Raw genomic sequence first — 16,488 nt, 5'->3', positions numbered from 1 at the left:
CCCTCGAGACAGATGGGATCAGGTTTTCAGCTCACGCTTCAACTCGTCGAGGAAGCGCCAGTCCGTTCCGTTGGCGATAATTTGTTGCGGGCTCGACTTGATCATGCCCGTCTCCTGCATGCGCAGTGTGTAGAACCGCAGGGAGTCTTCTGGATCGAATTCCCGCCAGCGGTCGTACCGAATGTCCTTCAGAGTTTGGAGCGCGTAGTCATACGACGGGACGAAATCGCGATCGACCATCTGCTGTGCCACCCTGTCCGGATCCGACACGCAGAGGTCGGCGGCCTTGAGGATGGATCGCAACACCCGCTTGGTCGCCACCGGGTACCTAGTCACGTAGTCAGTCGTCGCGGAGATCATGCAGCAGAAATATTGTGACCATGGGCGGTCAACGGCATTGTTGAGGATCGTGTGGCCGATCTTCTTGGCGCGCAGCTCCTGCGGTTGGGGCGGCGTCCCCAGGAATGCATCGATCTTTCCTTGGACGAAGAGCTCCGTCGGGGTGGCACTGTCAGTCAGGACCCACTGGATATCGTTCACGGGATCGAGTCCGACATAGGCGGACATGAGGGACAGCCACACGTGTCGCGAGTTGTTGAAACCATCAACGCCCACCCTCCTGCCCCGCAGATCCGTGACGCTGCGGATGCTCTCGTTGGCGATCAGTTCGAGGCATCCCGAGTGCAACCCGGTTAGCACCTTGATCGGCACGCCAGCGTCGATCGACGCGATTTGATTCGGCGGAAAGTTGACCGAGAAATCCGTCTCACCGCGTGCGATCCACTCCGATTGGTCGACGCTCATATCGCCTTCTACGTAGCGAACGTCTGTGAAGCCATCTGCACGCATCAATTCCCCGGCGATGTAAGCGCCTGCCCAGCAGTAGGAACCACCAACCCGCCGCGGCAGACGAACCGTGGTCGTTTCCAGCGGCGGTTCCGCGTGTAGTGACTCTGGAAGCCCGGCGATACCGGCAGCACCTGCCATTGCAGCGCCGGCCAGGAATCGGCGGCGGGTTTGGATGATCTGCATCAGAACGCTCCTCTTCCGATTGGCAAAAGGCAATACTGGCCGGAACCGAGCAAAAGAGGTTCGGCAGAGGCAGTTGGTCTGGTGAGCGCGACGAGTGGTTGCGGAACCTAGCGCGCCTAGTCCGATGCGGGAGTCTTGCGCTCTCAGTCGCCGGCTCATGAATTAGCAACCGACGATATACCGACGTTACGCCCAATTTGCGTAGGTTGCGAGCGCAATCCTCACTACGCCAAACATCCCGCCAGCACCTCGCTGTAACGGAGACTGTTTGCGCGGCCGTGAATAGCCACGTCGACCCACCCGCTGAACGTCCGCTATCGTTCTTCGGACGCCGAAAGCCGCCATTCCGCTATACGGCCCCCCGCCGCGCCCGAGACGCTCTGATCGTTTGGCAGGTGTTTAGTGGTCGGGGTTGAGCTGGCGTCCCGTGGCCGGCCCCGATGCGCGCACGCCGCTGATCGAGACCTGCCGAACGATGACGCTCCGACCGCGTACGTCCCCTTTCCAAATAGGCCGACCCATGATCGGACTGTCCGTTACCGGGACGCGGCATGACCATGAGCAGACATACCAAAACTAACCGCCCGCCGCCAAGCTCTACGTCAGGCTCGGTCCTTCTTGAACTCGAATAGCTCGATGACGTTGCCCGATGGATCTTCGAGCAAGATGGCGCGACCGGCACCGCCGTCGCTGATTTCGCCGCGGAATCTTGCATCAGCCCGGCGCAACCGCTCAATGAGGACATCGATCTCGTTCGTAACGATCATAAATCGGTTCCACCCGCCTGGCTTCGGATCGCCGCCCGCCTGACCACCGCTCCCCGCACCTGGGGCACTGAGATACAGCGTCAACTCGTCGCGCAGCAGCGCGGCGAACTTACCCGGATTATGCATGTCGATCTTGAAATCGAGATTGTCTCGATAGAACGCGACCGCCTCATTGACGTCCGCAACGATGTATCGGACGGATGCCATTCGACCTTCTCCTCTGTCTTGTAGCTACAACAACAGTCAACTCGCGCAAAGGTTTCCCTGTCGGTGGAGCAGTGGCGCGAGCGTGCGTGCGGGGCCGGCACTCGGCCCCGTGTTGGAAAACCTTCACCAATGATGCCCGTCAGCAGTGCGCCTCGAAGCCGACCTTGACCAAGACCGCGCTGGTCTTGATCAATGCGCTGCGCCGTCGGATGCGTGCAGGAGTCTCCAGGTCAAGCCGATGCGGCCGTAGAACAGGGATGCAAAATGTTCAGCGGTAGCGCCTTCCAGGCCGTCATCGACAAGAGCCTCAATGCTTCGCCGCACCAGCGCGAGCTGCATCTCCCGGGCGTGTGCCAGGTCCGCCTCTCTCATGATTTCCGTGACGTGGTAGGCGACAACTGGCTGGCCGAGGCAAGACATGAGCGCGCTCGCGTCTGACGTCACTGCCGTGACTGCGTCTTCGATGTTCATTCTGGCGCTCCTCATCAAATGTGATGCTGGCGCCTCCCCATGAGACGACGGTGTTCCGTCGCTTCCTTTTTCAGTTTCGACTGTCGTGAAAGTGGAAGGTGCGCGAACAGGGGAATTACCCTCTTGTTCCAGTCTCCTTTGGCAGACTAGCTACCAAAATCAGTATGCTGCAAAATTGAACTAAAGGCGACCGGATAGTTAATCGATGGTTAATGGCACTCGCTTCTCAGGCGTTCGCGCATGAAACAGCCGCCTTGCGCCCAATTCGAGACATTCACCGATCATCTTGAACGGGCTGATTTTGTTGAAGAAGTCGACTGATGACAGCGTGTTCGTTTGTCGCCATTTGAGGATGTTCGAAGGCCAGGGCCTCTCACGCCGGTTTCGGCATCGGCACCGGGATCAGCTTGGCCAGTTTCCGGAGGTTCTGGGCGGCGGCTGCCAGGTGGAACTCGTCTCGGGCGCCATTCGGTCCCCGTAGTCGCAGGCGGTCGAGTTTCAGGATGCGTTTGAGATGCACAAACAGCATCTCGACCTTCTTTCGCTCGCGGCGCGAGGTCACATAGGTGTCGGTGGCGGCGATATCACGGGCCATGTCGCGCGCACCCTCGTGGATGGAGCGCAGGATCTTGCGGGCTGGAGCGTTCGGACAGCATCGAGGTTTGAGAGCGCAGGCGTCGCAGTCGAGCTTGCTGGCGCGGTAGCGCATGAAGCCCTCGTCGTCGACACCGTCGCGGGGTGAGGTGAAGCGCCGACGATACTGCCTGAGTTCCTTGCCGCCTGGACAAGTGTAGAGATCGCGCCTGCGATCATAGCTGAACTCTGCCCGCTCAAAGGTCCCATCGCGACGCTCCGACTTGTCGAAGACCGGGATGTGCGGCTCGATCCCGCGCTCGTGCACGAGCCAACCCAGCATCTCGGCCGAACCGTACGCGCTGTCGGCGGCCAGCCGCTCCGGATAGAGATTGAAGCGATCCTGGACGCGCTCGATCATGGTACGTGCACCGACCTCCGCCTGCCGGATTGCGCGGCTCGCCTCGACGTCCACGATGACGGCGTGGTTCAGGTCGATCAGATAGTTGGTGGCATAGGCAAAGAAGGCATGCCCCTTCATCGCTCCGGTCCACTGCGCCGCTGGGTCGGACCTCGACACGAACTTCGGCTTCACCTCGCTGGCTGCACCCCACGCGGCATCATCCAACGTGTCGAGATACTCCTGTACCGAGCGGCGTGTTGCCGCCATCGTCTCCCAGTCGACCTGCTCCGATCCATCGGCTGAGCGCTGCTTGTTGGCGTCCGCTCTGATGAGGCTGGCATCGACGGCGAAGCCCTCGTTGCCGACGAGACCTTCTTCGATGCAGCGGCGAACCGTAGTCTCGAACAACTCGCGCAGCAGATCGCTGTCGCGAAAGCGGCCGTGCCGGTTCTTGGAGAAAGTGGAATGGTCCGGGACATCACCCTCCAGGCCAAGCCGGCAAAACCAGCGATAGGCGAGATTCAGATGTACTTCCTCGCAGAGCCGGCGCTCGGAGCGGATGCCGAAGCAGTAGCCGACGATCAGCATCCGGATCATCAGTTCCGGATCGATCGAGGGCCGGCCGATCTCGCTATAGAACGGCCGCAGATGCGAGCGCAGTTCGGACAGGTCGACGAACCGGTCAATCGAGCGAAGCAGATGGTCTGATGGCACGTGACGTTCGATGCTGAACTAGTAGAACAGCGCTTCCTGCATCACGGTCCGCTCGCCCATCATCGACTCAATCTCCTTTTCCCAAGGAGACTGAATCAGTGCTTCAGAACGACTTCCAGCCGGACTTTTTCAACACTATCGGTTAAAAGCGGACACCCAGTTTAGTCTGGGAGTGGCAGCCAAAGCTATTATGGCAAGCCATAAAGACAAGGAGACGCTATTTGGCCACCTACGGACGGAATAATTTCGAGCTGAATTCGTCGATTGGCATTCGAGACGTCTACCGCCTGTTTCTGGTGTTCAGTGGCGACGAGCAACTTTTCGAACTCGCACCGAAGCCAGATGACCCGCTTCGGCTGATGCGGGACGCTCACTTCGCTGACGAGATTACCCACCTACTGGTAGGCACTGCGGTCGCCAATCGCATTCACCTAGAACATATGAGCCGCTTGCGCGCTGACCCTGCAGAGCATCAGCACCAGCCGGCTATCCTAAAGTGTGGGACACTTCACCCGGATATCCGAACCATATCTTGGAGCAGTTCGATTTCGTCGTCGCGAGCGTGCACAGCCGCTTCAACTTGCCCAAGAAGGAACAGACGGAGCGTATCATCGAGGCCATCGGAAATCCTCGGACGACAATCATCGGGCACATGACCGGTCGCCAGCTGTTGCGCCGGCCCGGTTATGATCTCGACATCGACAAAGTCCTCAAAGCGTGTGCGAAACACGGCGTAGCCGTCGAACTCAACGCACATCCGTGGCGACTCGACCTCGACTCGACCACATGCATTGGGGTGTCGAGATGGCGCGCAAGGGCGGCGTCCCTGCGAAGCGGGTCCTGAACGCGATGCGTTTGACGGCCCTCCTTGCGCATCTCGCACGGCGCAGGCAAATGTCCTAACCTGGCTGTGCGCCCGGCCTATCAGCGCAGGAGTCCGTCATTCTCAAAATCTTCCCAGCCGCGCAAACTGGAGTGCGAGTTTTCATCGGGGCCATGGCCAGCTGAAGCTGCAGTTCCGCGCCCGCTTCTTTGAGCACGTTTCATAGCGGCCTTCCCCGCGGCTCGCCGCCTATTCTCTGCAGCTGTCGCTGCGTCCTGTTCGCGCCAGACCGTAACCAGGTCGCGGTCAAGCACATCCTCCACGTGCTGCGGGTCGAACACGTGAAAGGTGATGTTCCTTGCCCGCCCGCGAAGTTTCACCGTTTTCGTCCCGGCGCTCTGCAAGCGACCATCTTTCAGCCAGCGGTGCCGTTCGGCCGTCGAGATCGTCAGAATGTCCTCGATTTCACGGGGAATTACGGGCAGGTCTTCGATATTCTGCAGTGCTTCGGATACGATCCCGAATACCACCTGCACATCATTCTCGGCGCCCTCAGACAGGCGCAGGGTAAGCACGCGGGACTCGATATTGAGCAATTTCCTGAACTCCATTGGAAGGCGGGCGCGTATTTCGAGAAAAATACCCCTCGCTCTGACGGACGATCCAAACGTTGCAGCTGGGGTTAAGCGCCACTCTCCAATCAGCTTCGCTGTTGCATTGATTTTTCGGCGCGTGGACATGCCCCTTTATATGGGTCACCGATTGTCGGCAGCGATGAGCCGATCGCAAAGCCAACATGAGTTCTAATCCGCCAGCGGTCTGAACCGCGATGCCCTCGTATACCAGCACCCTGCGAACCTGGGCGTTGGAGCTCAAAGAACGGCTCGGCTTCAAGCGAGCGGCCGTGGCCCTGGCGCGCAAGCTGGCAGTGATCATGCATACGATGCTCCGGACGGGCGAGCTGTTCGATCCGCGCGGAGGAACGCCCGCCGCCGCCTGATCCTGCAGACGCTCGACTGCGACGATTTCTTCAGGCCATTCAACCAATAGCGTTCTTACAGGACGCACCGAGCCGTCCCTGCCGGGACGTGGCTGAGATCATTCCGCGAAGCGGGAAGCAACTGCTTCGTTAAGCAGATTGCGCAACGAACATAGGAAGATCTCACCTGCGAAACTCATCCTGCGGCGATCTTTGCATCGACCGCGTAGACGACCCTGTACCCGGCATACGAACGAACGAGCATGGACAGAAAGGACGACTGCCTTGCACTCACCCCCTTGACGGCCGAGCGATTAGACGACCCGCTGCGCGGGATTGGCGCGTGGGGTGAGGTAGAGATCACGAACCGGACGTCGCGCTCGCATTGAGGGCGGTTCGGCAGCGGCAGAGCATCACGGGCTTCTTCAACAAGGAGCCTGACCATGCCCTATCCTGTTCTCGATGCACCTATCAGTCCACTTCGTCAGCGGCTGATCGACGACATGAACATGCGGCGTTTCTCCCGGGAGACGCAACGCAACTACCTCCGCGACATCGGACGCCTGGCGACGTTCCTCGGGCGCTCACCAGACACAGCGAACCACCGACGACCTGCGCCGGTTCCAGATTGAGCAGCAGGACGACGGTGTTCCCGTGCCGACGATGAACAGCATCGTGTCGGCGCTGCGCTTCTTCTTCACGCACTAGCAGCAGCGCCGCCGCGCCGCAGCATGATTGAGATCGACCTGGCCGGGGCCGGCAGCGAGAGAGACGAAAGCGGGGGCCGCTAGGGCCAGCTCACGCACAAGGGCAGCGCTTCTCTGGCACGGCCATGCTATGGCTTCGTCTGGATCGCTATCATTCGAAAGCAGGACGACATCCAACCCGACGGCCACGTACCATCCAGCTGCAATCTCCGGATCAAGGCCGGCGGGAAACCTCACCAAGTGATCAGCGCTCACAGTAACGCGAGCAACGTGCATCTCTGCAGATTCGCGCCACCAGTCGTTTCGATATTGAGAGCAAAACTAAAGCTGACGCCACCCAACGGCACTCCCGAGAAAGGATGTTCTCCGATAACAAATTCAATATGATTGGCTGACGTATCAGAAAGTTCTCGAAGCCATGCTGAGCTTCAGTTACCTATTAAGGGGCTAGCGGTGGGCGCAGCTTTTGATTTTGACGCGATCGGTAATGCCTTTGCCGAGGCAGCCGTCGACCCCTCGCGTTGGGACGCCGCGATGGAAGTGGCAGAAAAGGCAACGGGAAGCGCCGGAGCTCTGCTGTTCGACATCAGGGGGCATCTGCCACTCGTACCATGCAGTCGCGCTATGGCTCCTGTTTTGGAGACCTACGTCCGCGATGGCTGGATTAACCGCGACGAGCGGTATCGCTCGCTCAACGTCCTTGAGCGGCAAGGGGTCAGCTCGGAGTTCGATTTCGTGACGCCCGACGATATCGCCAAGCATCCATACTACCAGGAATTCCTCGCCCCCTTTGGCCTGCAACGTTACGCGGCAGTCAAAATCGCTGCCGGCGACGATTTCTGGGCGCTATCGCTGCAAAGGTCGATCCAACAAGGGCCGTTCACGCCAGACGAAATGAGACAGCTGGCGCAACTTTCGAAACAGCTGGGCTCTGCAGCCGCCGTTGCGCGAGCAATCGGTTTCGGGAGGGTCGACGCGGCATTGGATGCCTTCAGCGCGACTGAAACGCCTGCCATCATGTTGGACAGGAGCGGCAATGTGCTCCTGTCCAATGCTTCGGCGGAAAGGCTTCTGGGACGAGGTCTACAGATCACGCGCCGACGTCTGGTCTCCTTTGACCGAACTGCGACAGAAGCTCTCGACCGATCGCTGAAAGCGCTCCTGTGTTCCCCGGACACGGCCGCAACGATGCCCCCTGTACCGTTGCCCAGACTCGAAGGGCGGCCGCTCCTTGCCCATCCGTTACGACTTCCGAAAGTCTCCTACAACGCGCTCGCGCCATGCCAGGCAATCGTCGTTCTCATTGATCCTGACGCGAGACCTCCCCCGGCTGAAGCCGTGCTGCAGTCCTGCTTCGGCCTGACAACGTCCGAAGCGAGACTGGCGAGAAAGATTTGCTCGGGACACGGTGTCGAAACGGCGGCCGACGAACTTGGCGTTTCCTATGAGACTGCGCGTAACCAGTTGAAATCCGTCTTTGCGAAGACGGATACGCATCGACAGTCCGAGCTGGTCGCACTCCTCACACGGCTCTCAAGCGGCCGATAGTCCTTTCAAGCGACGGCGAAAATTCAAACTGACCCGCTTGCCACTAGCACTGATCGCCACCCTGGACGTAATGCTCTAGGCCGCAGACTTCCCAACATCCTTCGATGGTACCCAGATCGCAACCTTTTTGTTGGAAGACACAGGCTTCTACTTCCGCGATGCCCCTGGGGCAGAATTGCTCTTTCCACGAGTCATCTTGGGCGAGGCGGATAATTGAGGTCATGTTGACCGACTGAGTCGTCAGCGAGTCGGCGGAAACAGAGATCGGGGACAGCCACAGTGCGAGTGCGTAGATAAGGTTCCACGACATTTCACCCTCCTTATGCCGACGCGAAATTACGGGCGCGGCGAGATTCATTGCGCACTCGTGAAGGTTGCTCAATCTGATCGCTTCTAAATGCCATGCTCCTAGCGACCAACCTGAATGTACTTGCCAGCGCGGAATGGGGCATGACCCAATTGGGTAAATGGCCCGCAGAGATAAGCCCCCGGACCATTTTCATAACAACTCGCATTCGGCTGCCAGGCTGAGAGCTGTCTGAAGCCTGTTGGGGGTCGGCCGACGCGCGAAGGAAGTCGACACTCCCGGCCCCACGACCTCGGGCAACAGATTCGAAGCCTTGATTGGAGACGAAGGCGTCCGCAACTCAGGGCGAGGGTGGGCAACCATTCATGCTGAAAGCTTCCACGCCCGTCGGACTTTCGAAGCGCAGGCGTGCCGCAAGCAAGGAAGAACAGGCTTCCAGTCGGTATGTCCCCGCCTCTATCAGCAGGGCAAGGTTCAACCTGCGCCTCTGTAATGCGGCGCCAATTGCCTCAAAATCAAACGCTGCTCTATACCAATCCCTCTAGGGCCAACCCAAATGGGTCATGCGCGACACATAGCAACTGCTTATTGTCTCCATTCAACAAGCGGGGTGGGCGATTTGCGACAATTCATCCGACAGACATTGGCGATCCTCGCAGCGTGCGGGCTGGCCTTAGCAATTCTGACTGAGACCGGGTGCGTGTCACTCGGGGAGGATCAGCTCGCCTACAACGCGTGTACGCCTAACCACAATAGTAGCTTCCTGAGAAAGCCCGGGCACAAGGCAATCGTTTCCGGAGTATCAGGTAGCTCAACGTGGTGTTACTGGACCTGGTCCCAGCCCAGTACTGCATCGGCCATTTCCAAGGCAACGGCCGATTGTCGCAAGAAATACAGTAAATGTTACCTCTATGCCACAGACCAAGGCATGAGTGATTGGGTGAGGCAGATTTCGGATAACGGTGGCGCCACCAACGCGACCCGCAACGCTCAAGCGAACGACGCCGCCGCCGCAAATGCGATTTTGGGCGGCTTGGCCGCCGGTCTTGCCGCCGGGGGTGGGGCGGGGAATGGCGGATACACGCCAGCACCTCAAAGGCGAGCCACCCGCGGCGGCGGTGGCGGTGGCAACTGTCCGGGCGCTACCATAGCGGTCGACGAGAATTGCCATCCGCTTCACTAACCTTGATGCATGCACGATTGGTGGAAGCGGATGATTACGGCACGGAGTCGAGGACGGAGCGGAGGCGGCAAGTCTTCGCAAGCCCTAGCCAACAAGGAGATGAGGGAACATGAAGAAGCGTGATTCAGTCAGCATCGCCCCGAGGTTCGGCTTTCTGTACCGGATCGGCCGGTGTCCAAAATGCATGCGGGAGTCGTTTCTGTTTGCCGCCGCCAGCCTGTCTCTGTGGACGGCCAGTCTCGCGGCCGATGCCGCCTACGGGAATGCATTCCGCATTCTGAGCGTGGCGAGCCACCTGCTGGCGGCGCTCTCGTCAGCGGCGATTCTCCTTTGGCTACTGCATCTCGGCATCTACGCTTTCCGCAGCGTCTACGGCGACGGACTTGCCGCACCGTTCACGGCCGGTCCTCAAGAGGGTGCCAATTCCAATCAATTGGTCGCCGCCGGGCGGCGGCACGCGTTGCAGACACTGGTCAAGGCCTTCCTCGGCGCGGCAGCCGCCACCGTTCTGCCGTCGATGGCGCTGGCCTCCGGTGAGTGCCCCGGAAAGCTGAATTGCGGCTGGTCCTCCTGCACGCCGCAAAATTCCACTGCCTACTGCTGTCCGAAGGGTTACCCGATCCTCAGTCTCTGCGACTGCAACTGCTACACCAGTGTCCAGGGCATGCGGTGCAACCAAACCGGATCGTGTTTCAGCGAGAACTTCTGAGTTCGAATCTACGCCGCAGACCCGATAGCGGCCGCCGAGAGGCAGATCACCGCGACATTCTATTGATAAATTTCTGCGGGCAACGTGCGAACCGCTTCACCAGAGAATGCGTCGGTTGCTTTCTGGCTCGCTTCGCCTACTGAGACCAGATCAGGACTCTGTTTGCTTCCCAAACATCGGCAAGTTTTCCAGGCGGACCTTTAGGGACGAGCCAGTTCTTGATCCCGAAAGCAGGCGGACGAGATCCACTTGCCTATGGACGCCGCTCTTCTCGAATATCAACCTAAGTTGGCCGCGGACGGTATCCGTTGCCACGCTCCTGATCCTGGCGATGTCGCGGAGCGTCTTGCCCTTTGCAAGCTCGCGAGCGACAGCCGCCTCGGCGGCCCTCAAATCGAACAGTCCCTCAAGATCTTTGGGCCTATCGCGCTGTCTTCTTCCGCTGAGGCGATGATCAGCAGCATGTCGGCGATTCGTTCGCTGCCCAGCCGTTAATCCCCTTCTTGTTCACCGCGAACAAGACGGCGTCAGTGCAATCACCGGCCTTGGCGAGCAGGTCCAGGACACCGCGCCCCGTCCAAAGGCTTGGCACGACTGCCGCCTCGTAGATGCGGTCGATCAAATCGCTATTCATTAACCATTCCGGATAACGGCCTCAAGCAGACCGAGTCAAACGCCGCGCCCACGCCAGCCACCTCAGACGGCCTCTCAATCTAAACGCTGTAGTTACATTGTTTTCATGCAGAGGTCATCTGATTGGAAGTCCCCGGGGCCTGCTTGAACCCGCTTGGTCCGGTCCTTCGCGCAGTTTCGATTTCCCGATGCCGTGGATGTCATCCAATTTCGTCGCGGAATCGGTGCACCCCGTGATGGCACAACCCAAATGGGTCATGCGCGGCCCATTGGCAACTGCTTATTGTCTCAGTGGTGCTTCTGGCCACGATTGGTCATAGCGACCAGTATCCAGCCTTCGAGGTCAATAACATGGAGAGAATTCCAAGGCTGTTATTAGAAAGAATTATTGCCATGCGTATCTACCTATATCTTGTGGCGTGTTTATGTCTGACCCTGGAACAGGCATCAGCAGCTTGCCACTGTGACATTAAACTTGGACCTTGCTCTCAAAAAATCGTTATTGACATGAATTCATCTACAATTGTCGCTGAAACGGGAACAAGCCAGTGCTCGATAATCTACTACTACGTAGGTCAGGAGCCAAGGACGATAACGGTGAAGGGCGGGAGGGATACGGAGTCGATAGTGATAATCGACAAAAGCCGAAAACTCGTCGCCACGAATGTCCAATGTCAGGTATGTGGGGACGACGATTTCCCAAGCAGCCTGGGCAATTCGGCCAACTACACCCCGTATCCAGCCCGTTCGCGCATTTACGATCCTGCCGATCGCGGCGGCGTAAGTGTTGACCCTGCCCCCACGATCGTTCAGCCCGCCCTGGACGAGTCACTGGGCATATTGATCCGCAAATCCAGGTAGCCAACGATGCGACACGGGCTCAACCGACGACATTTAATGCAAGCTGGTGCAGCCGCGGCAGCGATACGCCTATTAGTCGGAAAGGCCATTGCCTCGGATGTTGCAGAGTGCAAAGTCGTTCCCAGCAGATTTACACCTAGCCCCCAGTTCGCTTTCTCTCTGAAAGAGGCCATGGCCACGATTGACGGCTGCGCCATCGGTCACCGTCAGAGCCCCACCGACCTTTGCGCGGACTTCCATCCCATGGGTGGGCTCACACGTCTCGACGGCTTTGTCGCCGACCCGGCGAACAATGACATCGTGCTCTGGGGCCTGAAGGAGGCTGATGCCGCCCCGCTGATGCTGGACGACTTCATCGTGGCGATCAGGGCCGCCCACGGCGAGTACACGGTGATAGAAAACGGGCAAAACGTCATCTACCAGCCGGGCATTTCGATAGATGCGGATAACTCCATCTGGCCGATCCTCAGCAAGATCAACAACCTGCAAGATCCCAGGCAGAAACTTCAATATCAACGGGTCTGCGCGACGCCAATGCATCTGCGCGTAGACGGAATGCCGCGCCACACCCGGGTATCAGACATCCTGCTCGCCGCCGACTTTCGAATGAAACTGGTCAACGAGGGCCTTGCGACGATCCCGATCCGCGATTTCTTCAAGGGAATCAATATGCGAGGCATCGAGCGCGACATAGTCCAGGCAAAAACGGGCGCTGCCTACAAGCGCCCGCGCTACGATTTCGACCGTTACTGGTTTCGAGCCGGTTCGTTCACGTTCCAGACCACGCCTCGGGGTGAAACGGTTTTCCTCGACACCGCCCAAGTGATCCTTTCGCAGCAGACGCAAAATATGGCCAATGGCAAGATGGTGAACGGCGGCATCAACCCAGATCAGCAGGCTTACGTCTGCGACTGGAACAGCCGCATGGAAGACACGTTCAAAGCCGAGCAAATCTGGCGGCAGATGTATAACGTGTTTCGGCACTTCGCAATCGCGCGGATCATTGCCGACAGACACGCGCTTCAAACGGTTGACTTTCCTTCAGATAGCCTCCTGCGACGCCATGAAGTCAAATTCGTCTATGTTCCTGACAGCCTGCCGGGGCAGAGCTTCCTCACTCCCGTAAAGGTCGGCGACGTCAGCTGGGTGGCGGGAATCTGCGGCGGCGTCAGCATCGACTTCGACGGCTCCAATGTCAGGCAAGAAGACAGTACGCCCATCTCGGACGAAGTGCCTCGGTCCGTTCTTTCCACCCGGCCGCACGCTCAGTCAGTCGGGTGGGACATATGAAGAGACAACACGATCACCATTGTTCTAACGGGAATTCCGACAGCTGCGTCCTTCCTGATTTGCTGAAAGTCGGGAAGATGGCGTCCAGGGGGGCCAGGTGTTTCTTTCTCGCTCTGATTTTCGCCGCAGGTTCGCCAGGGCATGTCCTTGCTGATGCGGCTGTCGAACCTGATTCCTTGCCGACAACGCCTTTTTCCTCCCAGGCCCAATCTTGCGGCATCGACCCCGAAACTCTCGGTCTAACTCCGTTGCTCTCGCGCAAGGAGGTTTCCGGGCGGCTTGCCCATTTGTATCTGAGAGCAAAGTTGGTGCGGATCGAAAATGTCACGCAACCGGGCCTGCTATCACCCGCCCAGAAGATGCCGCGCCTCAGGTTCACCGACTTCTTCATCATCTATCACCTGCCTGAGGACCTAATCGGCGAGCGGCTCGACCAAGCTGTCAACGAAATAGCCTCGATGGGCCGCATTGCGAGTATCGCCGAATGCACCTTCGCCGAAGGCAGGGGCTACACAGCCTACGCGCCGCTGGCCCAGAAAGAGCACGACGGCAACCTCCAGTTCCTGGCGGAGGTAATGACGTTTTCCCGCAGGACTGTCGTCTCGGTGCAGTCGGAGCAATTTGCCAGCGCCGGCCCAGGGCAGCAAGACGGGACGGGCTCGCTTATTGAGGCCAATCCGCCCGATCCTGTCGGAGCACCCCCCGCGCCGAAAGTGACATGGACCCGCAATTTTTACCCCTGGGCCGTCGACATGGATTTCACGGCCTCCAAGCCGGGCGACGAAGTCTTTGCCGTCGACAAGGTCAAGTGCAACAAACACGGCAACTTCATCGCCGGGTCTGCCGGAAAGATCGCGGCCCCAGAACAGAACACGGCTTCCGATGCAGACGGGGTCCCTGTGATAAGGCTGAAGATGTTGGCCTCCAACGTGAACTTCGGGGCAAGCCTAGACCCGCTGAACCGGCAGGTTGCCGAATCCAGCGTCAACCCGACTGAATACTGGTGCATCCCGGCGCAGGAGTTCTGCTATCGGCAGGTCGAGTTCGGCGACTTTGGCATACAGGCCAAGCCGAACGACCTTTCGCATTTCAGCAAGGACGATGTGGTCAGCCTGCGCAACGGGCTCGTGGCAGCCTTGGCTCGCGTGGTCATGGACAAATGCCCTCAGGAACCGATGGAAGCGACGGAGAATTGATATGAGTGTTTCCGCACAGAGAAAATGGCTGGCCGGAGTTGCCCTGCTGCTTGCCGTTTCAGGCGCGCATCCGGGCCGTGCTGACGACGACTCCATTGCCTGTGACCCGTCAGGAGCCAGCACATGCAAAGTGAAGGCCACCAACCTCGCGCTTCGATTGCTGGTTAAGCCAGGCGCCCACATGTACGTGGAGAAGGACGAGGGCAGCGCCAGCGTCGGCGGCGACCTGCCGCCATTCTCGGTGCTCAACGCTTTCAGCCAAGACGGCGTCAGCTACGACGCGAACAACTTCACGGCTGCGGGTTGGTTTCACGCCGGGCATGGCGACAAGAGCGCGGAGGGATGGATCAAGGCGGATGATGTCGTGCCATGGAAACAGGCATTGGCAGTGGCCTACACCAATCCAGGTCCATCCGAGCGCAGGCCTGTGCTTATGTTCGAAAGCGCAGAAGCCCTCAAGAAGACCCTTGACGATATCAAGAGCAATGCGGTCACGCCTTCGGCGCTTTATGATGCGGTCACGGGAAACAATGTGCCTCCCGGCATTATTTCACGTGAGGGGAACGCCTGGGTGGATATTGACAAGACATTCTACCTGCTGCCGATCCTGCAGTACGAGAGTTTCGACGCCTACTCGCCGGATATGATGAGCATCCAGCTGGCGGCGCTCACGAATCAGGGGCGGGCGCAGCAGGCAGCGGCATGCAACCTGCAGCAGGCCGGCGGTGACAAGTGCTTGCAGGAACAGGCGGGTGGTGGGGTAAAAAGCTTTGCGGCGGACGTTGTCTTCGTTATCGATACCACCAACTCGATGCAGCCCAACATCGATGCCGTGACTGCTGCAATCGGCAAGACTGCGCAGATCATGTCACAGAAGACGTCCACGCCCGACGCGCTCAAGTTCGGACTCGTAGGTTACCGAGACAACGTCGAGTCAACACCGGCGCTCGAATACGTGACCAAGAACTTCACACCTGATCTGGTTTCGGCCGACAAGCTGCAGAGCCTGTTGGACAGTGGAGCGGTCAAGGCGTCGGACAGCGGCAGCGGCGATTGGGAAGAGGAAGTCTTTGCCGGGGTGCGGGACGGCATCAAGTCCAACTGGAGTCCTGAAGCCGCCCACATCATGATCCTCATCGGGGATGCCAGCAGCCATCCCGTTGGCGATCCAAAGAACACTACGGGCCTGAGCGAGGTCGCACTCAAGGACCTGGCAAAGCAGAGCAATGTCTACATAGCCTCCATCTATGTAGCTGATCCCAAAGCCGCATCGGATCTGGCATTGGCTAGGCCACAGTTCGAAGGTCTGGCCGTTGGAGATCAGGACAGCGGGCTGGCTTTCTCCGTGGTTCAGGCCAGCGGACAGTCGACCGAGGTCGGCGACGCCGGCGGGGCCGCCGGCGAGAGCACGACCAGTCTGGAAGAGGCGCTGAAAGGTGCCCTTTCCAAGGTCGTGGAATCCATTGCGACCGGCAGGTTCGACAGCATCGTCCAAGCTAACACCGCGAACGGCGACACCGCCGGGCAGGCGATATTGGGCGCCGTCCGCGCTGCTTTTGTCGATTACATCGGCAAGAGCGCCCAGCCTCCTGCAAACATCATTTCCTGGGTCGTTGACCGTGACTTGTCCGCCTATAACAAGAAGTCGTTTGACATCAAGGTCATGTTGCAGCGTGGCGAGGTGCAGGAATTGCAATCGGCGCTCAATGCCGTTTTGAGCAAGTTCCAGGCGAGCCAATCGACCTCAGCCACGTTTCTGCAGGGAGTGCAGGCTGGCTCCACGGCCACCTCCTACGATCTTAAAATCGCCGACACTGAAAAGGTGATGAACAGTCCTCTCGTACCTTTGTGGATCAAGAACCTGCCTTACAAAAGCGAAGTTCTCACGATCTCGGTCGAAGAATTCAAGAACGAGTCCGCCGACGACCGCTCGAAGTTCGAGGCCAATCTAGGAAAGCTCATTGCCTTCTATGACGACATCCTGAACAGGCCGAACGACTGGATCCAGCTGGATCCTCAGGGGACAGCCGAAGAGGCCGTCTACATGCTCGACCTGAAAAACCTTCCTTAACTGCCCGGAGGCTG

Annotated in this window: 15 protein-coding genes and 1 pseudogene; 8 read left to right on the top strand and 8 right to left on the bottom strand. The window is 58.9% G+C overall.

Annotated elements, in window-relative coordinates:
- Nucleotides 1–18: 18 nt before the first annotated feature.
- From NKH43_RS08795 to NKH43_RS08780, 4 genes are all read right to left on the bottom strand, one after another.
- On the bottom strand, nt 19–1,032 hold the full coding sequence (locus tag NKH43_RS08795; protein WP_352857537.1) for an ABC transporter substrate-binding protein: 1,014 nt from the start codon (nt 1,030–1,032) through the stop codon (nt 19–21).
- Between the two features lie 602 nt (nt 1,033–1,634).
- A complete protein-coding gene (locus NKH43_RS08790; RefSeq protein ID WP_352857535.1) occupies nt 1,635–2,006 on the bottom strand; it encodes a VOC family protein in 372 nt (123 codons plus the stop codon).
- Nucleotides 2,007–2,195: 189 nt separating this feature from the next.
- Nucleotides 2,196–2,477 carry a hypothetical protein gene (locus tag NKH43_RS08785; RefSeq protein WP_352857534.1) on the bottom strand — a complete coding sequence of 94 codons (282 nt, stop codon included), beginning with the start codon at nt 2,475–2,477 and terminating at the stop codon, nt 2,196–2,198.
- A gap of 373 nt (nt 2,478–2,850) precedes the next feature.
- The gene (locus tag NKH43_RS08780) at nt 2,851–4,179 is read right to left on the bottom strand and encodes an IS1182 family transposase (protein ID WP_352857811.1); all 1,329 of its coding nucleotides are present in this window, start codon (nt 4,177–4,179) and stop codon (nt 2,851–2,853) included.
- A gap of 520 nt (nt 4,180–4,699) precedes the next feature.
- Between NKH43_RS08780 and NKH43_RS08775 the strand changes: the two genes are divergently transcribed.
- Nucleotides 4,700–5,011, top strand: coding sequence for a PHP domain-containing protein (locus NKH43_RS08775; RefSeq protein ID WP_352857532.1), 312 nt, complete (start codon nt 4,700–4,702; stop codon nt 5,009–5,011).
- A gap of 80 nt (nt 5,012–5,091) precedes the next feature.
- Here the strand turns inward: NKH43_RS08775 and NKH43_RS08770 are convergent, their stop codons facing one another.
- Complete coding sequence (locus NKH43_RS08770) at nt 5,092–5,730, bottom strand: hypothetical protein (protein ID WP_352857530.1); 639 nt, start codon at nt 5,728–5,730, stop codon at nt 5,092–5,094.
- 104 nt (nt 5,731–5,834) lie between these two features.
- Between NKH43_RS08770 and NKH43_RS08765 the strand changes: the two are divergent.
- From NKH43_RS08765 to NKH43_RS08755, 3 genes and pseudogenes are all read left to right on the top strand, one after another.
- Nucleotides 5,835–5,990: pseudogene (locus tag NKH43_RS08765) on the top strand (IS110 family transposase); the annotation flags it as partial.
- A 422-nt stretch (nt 5,991–6,412) separates the two neighbouring features.
- Complete coding sequence (locus NKH43_RS08760) at nt 6,413–6,601, top strand: hypothetical protein (protein WP_352857528.1); 189 nt, start codon at nt 6,413–6,415, stop codon at nt 6,599–6,601.
- Between the two features lie 528 nt (nt 6,602–7,129).
- The gene (locus NKH43_RS08755) at nt 7,130–8,224 is read left to right on the top strand and encodes a helix-turn-helix transcriptional regulator (RefSeq protein WP_352857526.1); all 1,095 of its coding nucleotides are present in this window, start codon (nt 7,130–7,132) and stop codon (nt 8,222–8,224) included.
- 43 nt (nt 8,225–8,267) lie between these two features.
- On the opposite strand, the gene NKH43_RS08750 is transcribed toward NKH43_RS08755, so the two are convergent.
- On the bottom strand, nt 8,268–8,582 hold the full coding sequence (locus tag NKH43_RS08750; RefSeq protein ID WP_352857524.1) for a hypothetical protein: 315 nt from the start codon (nt 8,580–8,582) through the stop codon (nt 8,268–8,270).
- A gap of 1,241 nt (nt 8,583–9,823) precedes the next feature.
- Between NKH43_RS08750 and NKH43_RS08745 the strand changes: the two genes are divergently transcribed.
- Entirely contained in the window at nt 9,824–10,423 is a 600-nt protein-coding gene (locus NKH43_RS08745; RefSeq protein WP_352857522.1) for a DUF3624 family protein, read from the top strand.
- A 150-nt stretch (nt 10,424–10,573) separates the two neighbouring features.
- Here the strand turns inward: NKH43_RS08745 and NKH43_RS08740 are convergent, their stop codons facing one another.
- The gene (locus tag NKH43_RS08740) at nt 10,574–10,816 is read right to left on the bottom strand and encodes a helix-turn-helix transcriptional regulator (protein WP_352857520.1); all 243 of its coding nucleotides are present in this window, start codon (nt 10,814–10,816) and stop codon (nt 10,574–10,576) included.
- A gap of 61 nt (nt 10,817–10,877) precedes the next feature.
- Nucleotides 10,878–11,057, bottom strand: a complete 180-nt coding sequence (locus NKH43_RS08735; protein WP_352857518.1) for a hypothetical protein — start codon at nt 11,055–11,057, stop codon at nt 10,878–10,880.
- Nucleotides 11,058–12,088: 1,031 nt separating this feature from the next.
- Between NKH43_RS08735 and NKH43_RS08730 the strand changes: the two genes are divergently transcribed.
- From NKH43_RS08730 to NKH43_RS08720, 3 genes are read left to right on the top strand one after another with little or no spacing between them, the layout of a single operon-like run.
- Nucleotides 12,089–13,207 carry a hypothetical protein gene (locus tag NKH43_RS08730; protein WP_352857516.1) on the top strand — a complete coding sequence of 373 codons (1,119 nt, stop codon included), beginning with the start codon at nt 12,089–12,091 and terminating at the stop codon, nt 13,205–13,207.
- Nucleotides 13,204–14,403 carry a hypothetical protein gene (locus NKH43_RS08725; RefSeq protein WP_352857514.1) on the top strand — a complete coding sequence of 400 codons (1,200 nt, stop codon included), beginning with the start codon at nt 13,204–13,206 and terminating at the stop codon, nt 14,401–14,403. The genes NKH43_RS08730 and NKH43_RS08725 overlap by 4 nt, the downstream gene beginning before the upstream one ends.
- A gap of 1 nt (nt 14,404) precedes the next feature.
- Nucleotides 14,405–16,474, top strand: coding sequence for a vWA domain-containing protein (locus NKH43_RS08720; RefSeq protein ID WP_352857512.1), 2,070 nt, complete (start codon nt 14,405–14,407; stop codon nt 16,472–16,474).
- The last annotated feature ends 14 nt before the right edge of the window (nt 16,475–16,488 follow it).

Origin of the sequence: Mesorhizobium sp. M1163, from assembly GCF_040318415.1 — a bacterium.
In the GTDB taxonomy this organism is placed as follows: Bacteria; Pseudomonadota; Alphaproteobacteria; order Rhizobiales; family Rhizobiaceae; genus Mesorhizobium.
This window is presented reverse-complemented; position numbering and strand designations above follow the sequence as displayed.

What these genes read in the sequence shown, in the direction of transcription:
- NKH43_RS08720 (WP_352857512.1), top strand. Translation starts at nt 14,405, where the DNA reads ATGAGTGTTTCCGCACAGAGAAAATGGCTGGCCGGAGTTGCCCTGCTG.
- NKH43_RS08790 (WP_352857535.1), bottom strand. Translation starts at nt 2,006, where the DNA reads ATGGCATCCGTCCGATACATCGTTGCGGACGTCAATGAGGCGGTCGCG.
- NKH43_RS08725 (WP_352857514.1), top strand. Translation starts at nt 13,204, where the DNA reads ATGAAGAGACAACACGATCACCATTGTTCTAACGGGAATTCCGACAGC.
- NKH43_RS08760 (WP_352857528.1), top strand. Translation starts at nt 6,413, where the DNA reads ATGCCCTATCCTGTTCTCGATGCACCTATCAGTCCACTTCGTCAGCGG.
- NKH43_RS08795 (WP_352857537.1), bottom strand. Translation starts at nt 1,032, where the DNA reads ATGCAGATCATCCAAACCCGCCGCCGATTCCTGGCCGGCGCTGCAATG.
- NKH43_RS08750 (WP_352857524.1), bottom strand. Translation starts at nt 8,582, where the DNA reads ATGAATCTCGCCGCGCCCGTAATTTCGCGTCGGCATAAGGAGGGTGAA.
- NKH43_RS08770 (WP_352857530.1), bottom strand. Translation starts at nt 5,730, where the DNA reads ATGTCCACGCGCCGAAAAATCAATGCAACAGCGAAGCTGATTGGAGAG.
- NKH43_RS08785 (WP_352857534.1), bottom strand. Translation starts at nt 2,477, where the DNA reads ATGAACATCGAAGACGCAGTCACGGCAGTGACGTCAGACGCGAGCGCG.
- NKH43_RS08745 (WP_352857522.1), top strand. Translation starts at nt 9,824, where the DNA reads ATGAAGAAGCGTGATTCAGTCAGCATCGCCCCGAGGTTCGGCTTTCTG.
- NKH43_RS08735 (WP_352857518.1), bottom strand. Translation starts at nt 11,057, where the DNA reads ATGAATAGCGATTTGATCGACCGCATCTACGAGGCGGCAGTCGTGCCA.
- NKH43_RS08730 (WP_352857516.1), top strand. Translation starts at nt 12,089, where the DNA reads ATGGCCACGATTGACGGCTGCGCCATCGGTCACCGTCAGAGCCCCACC.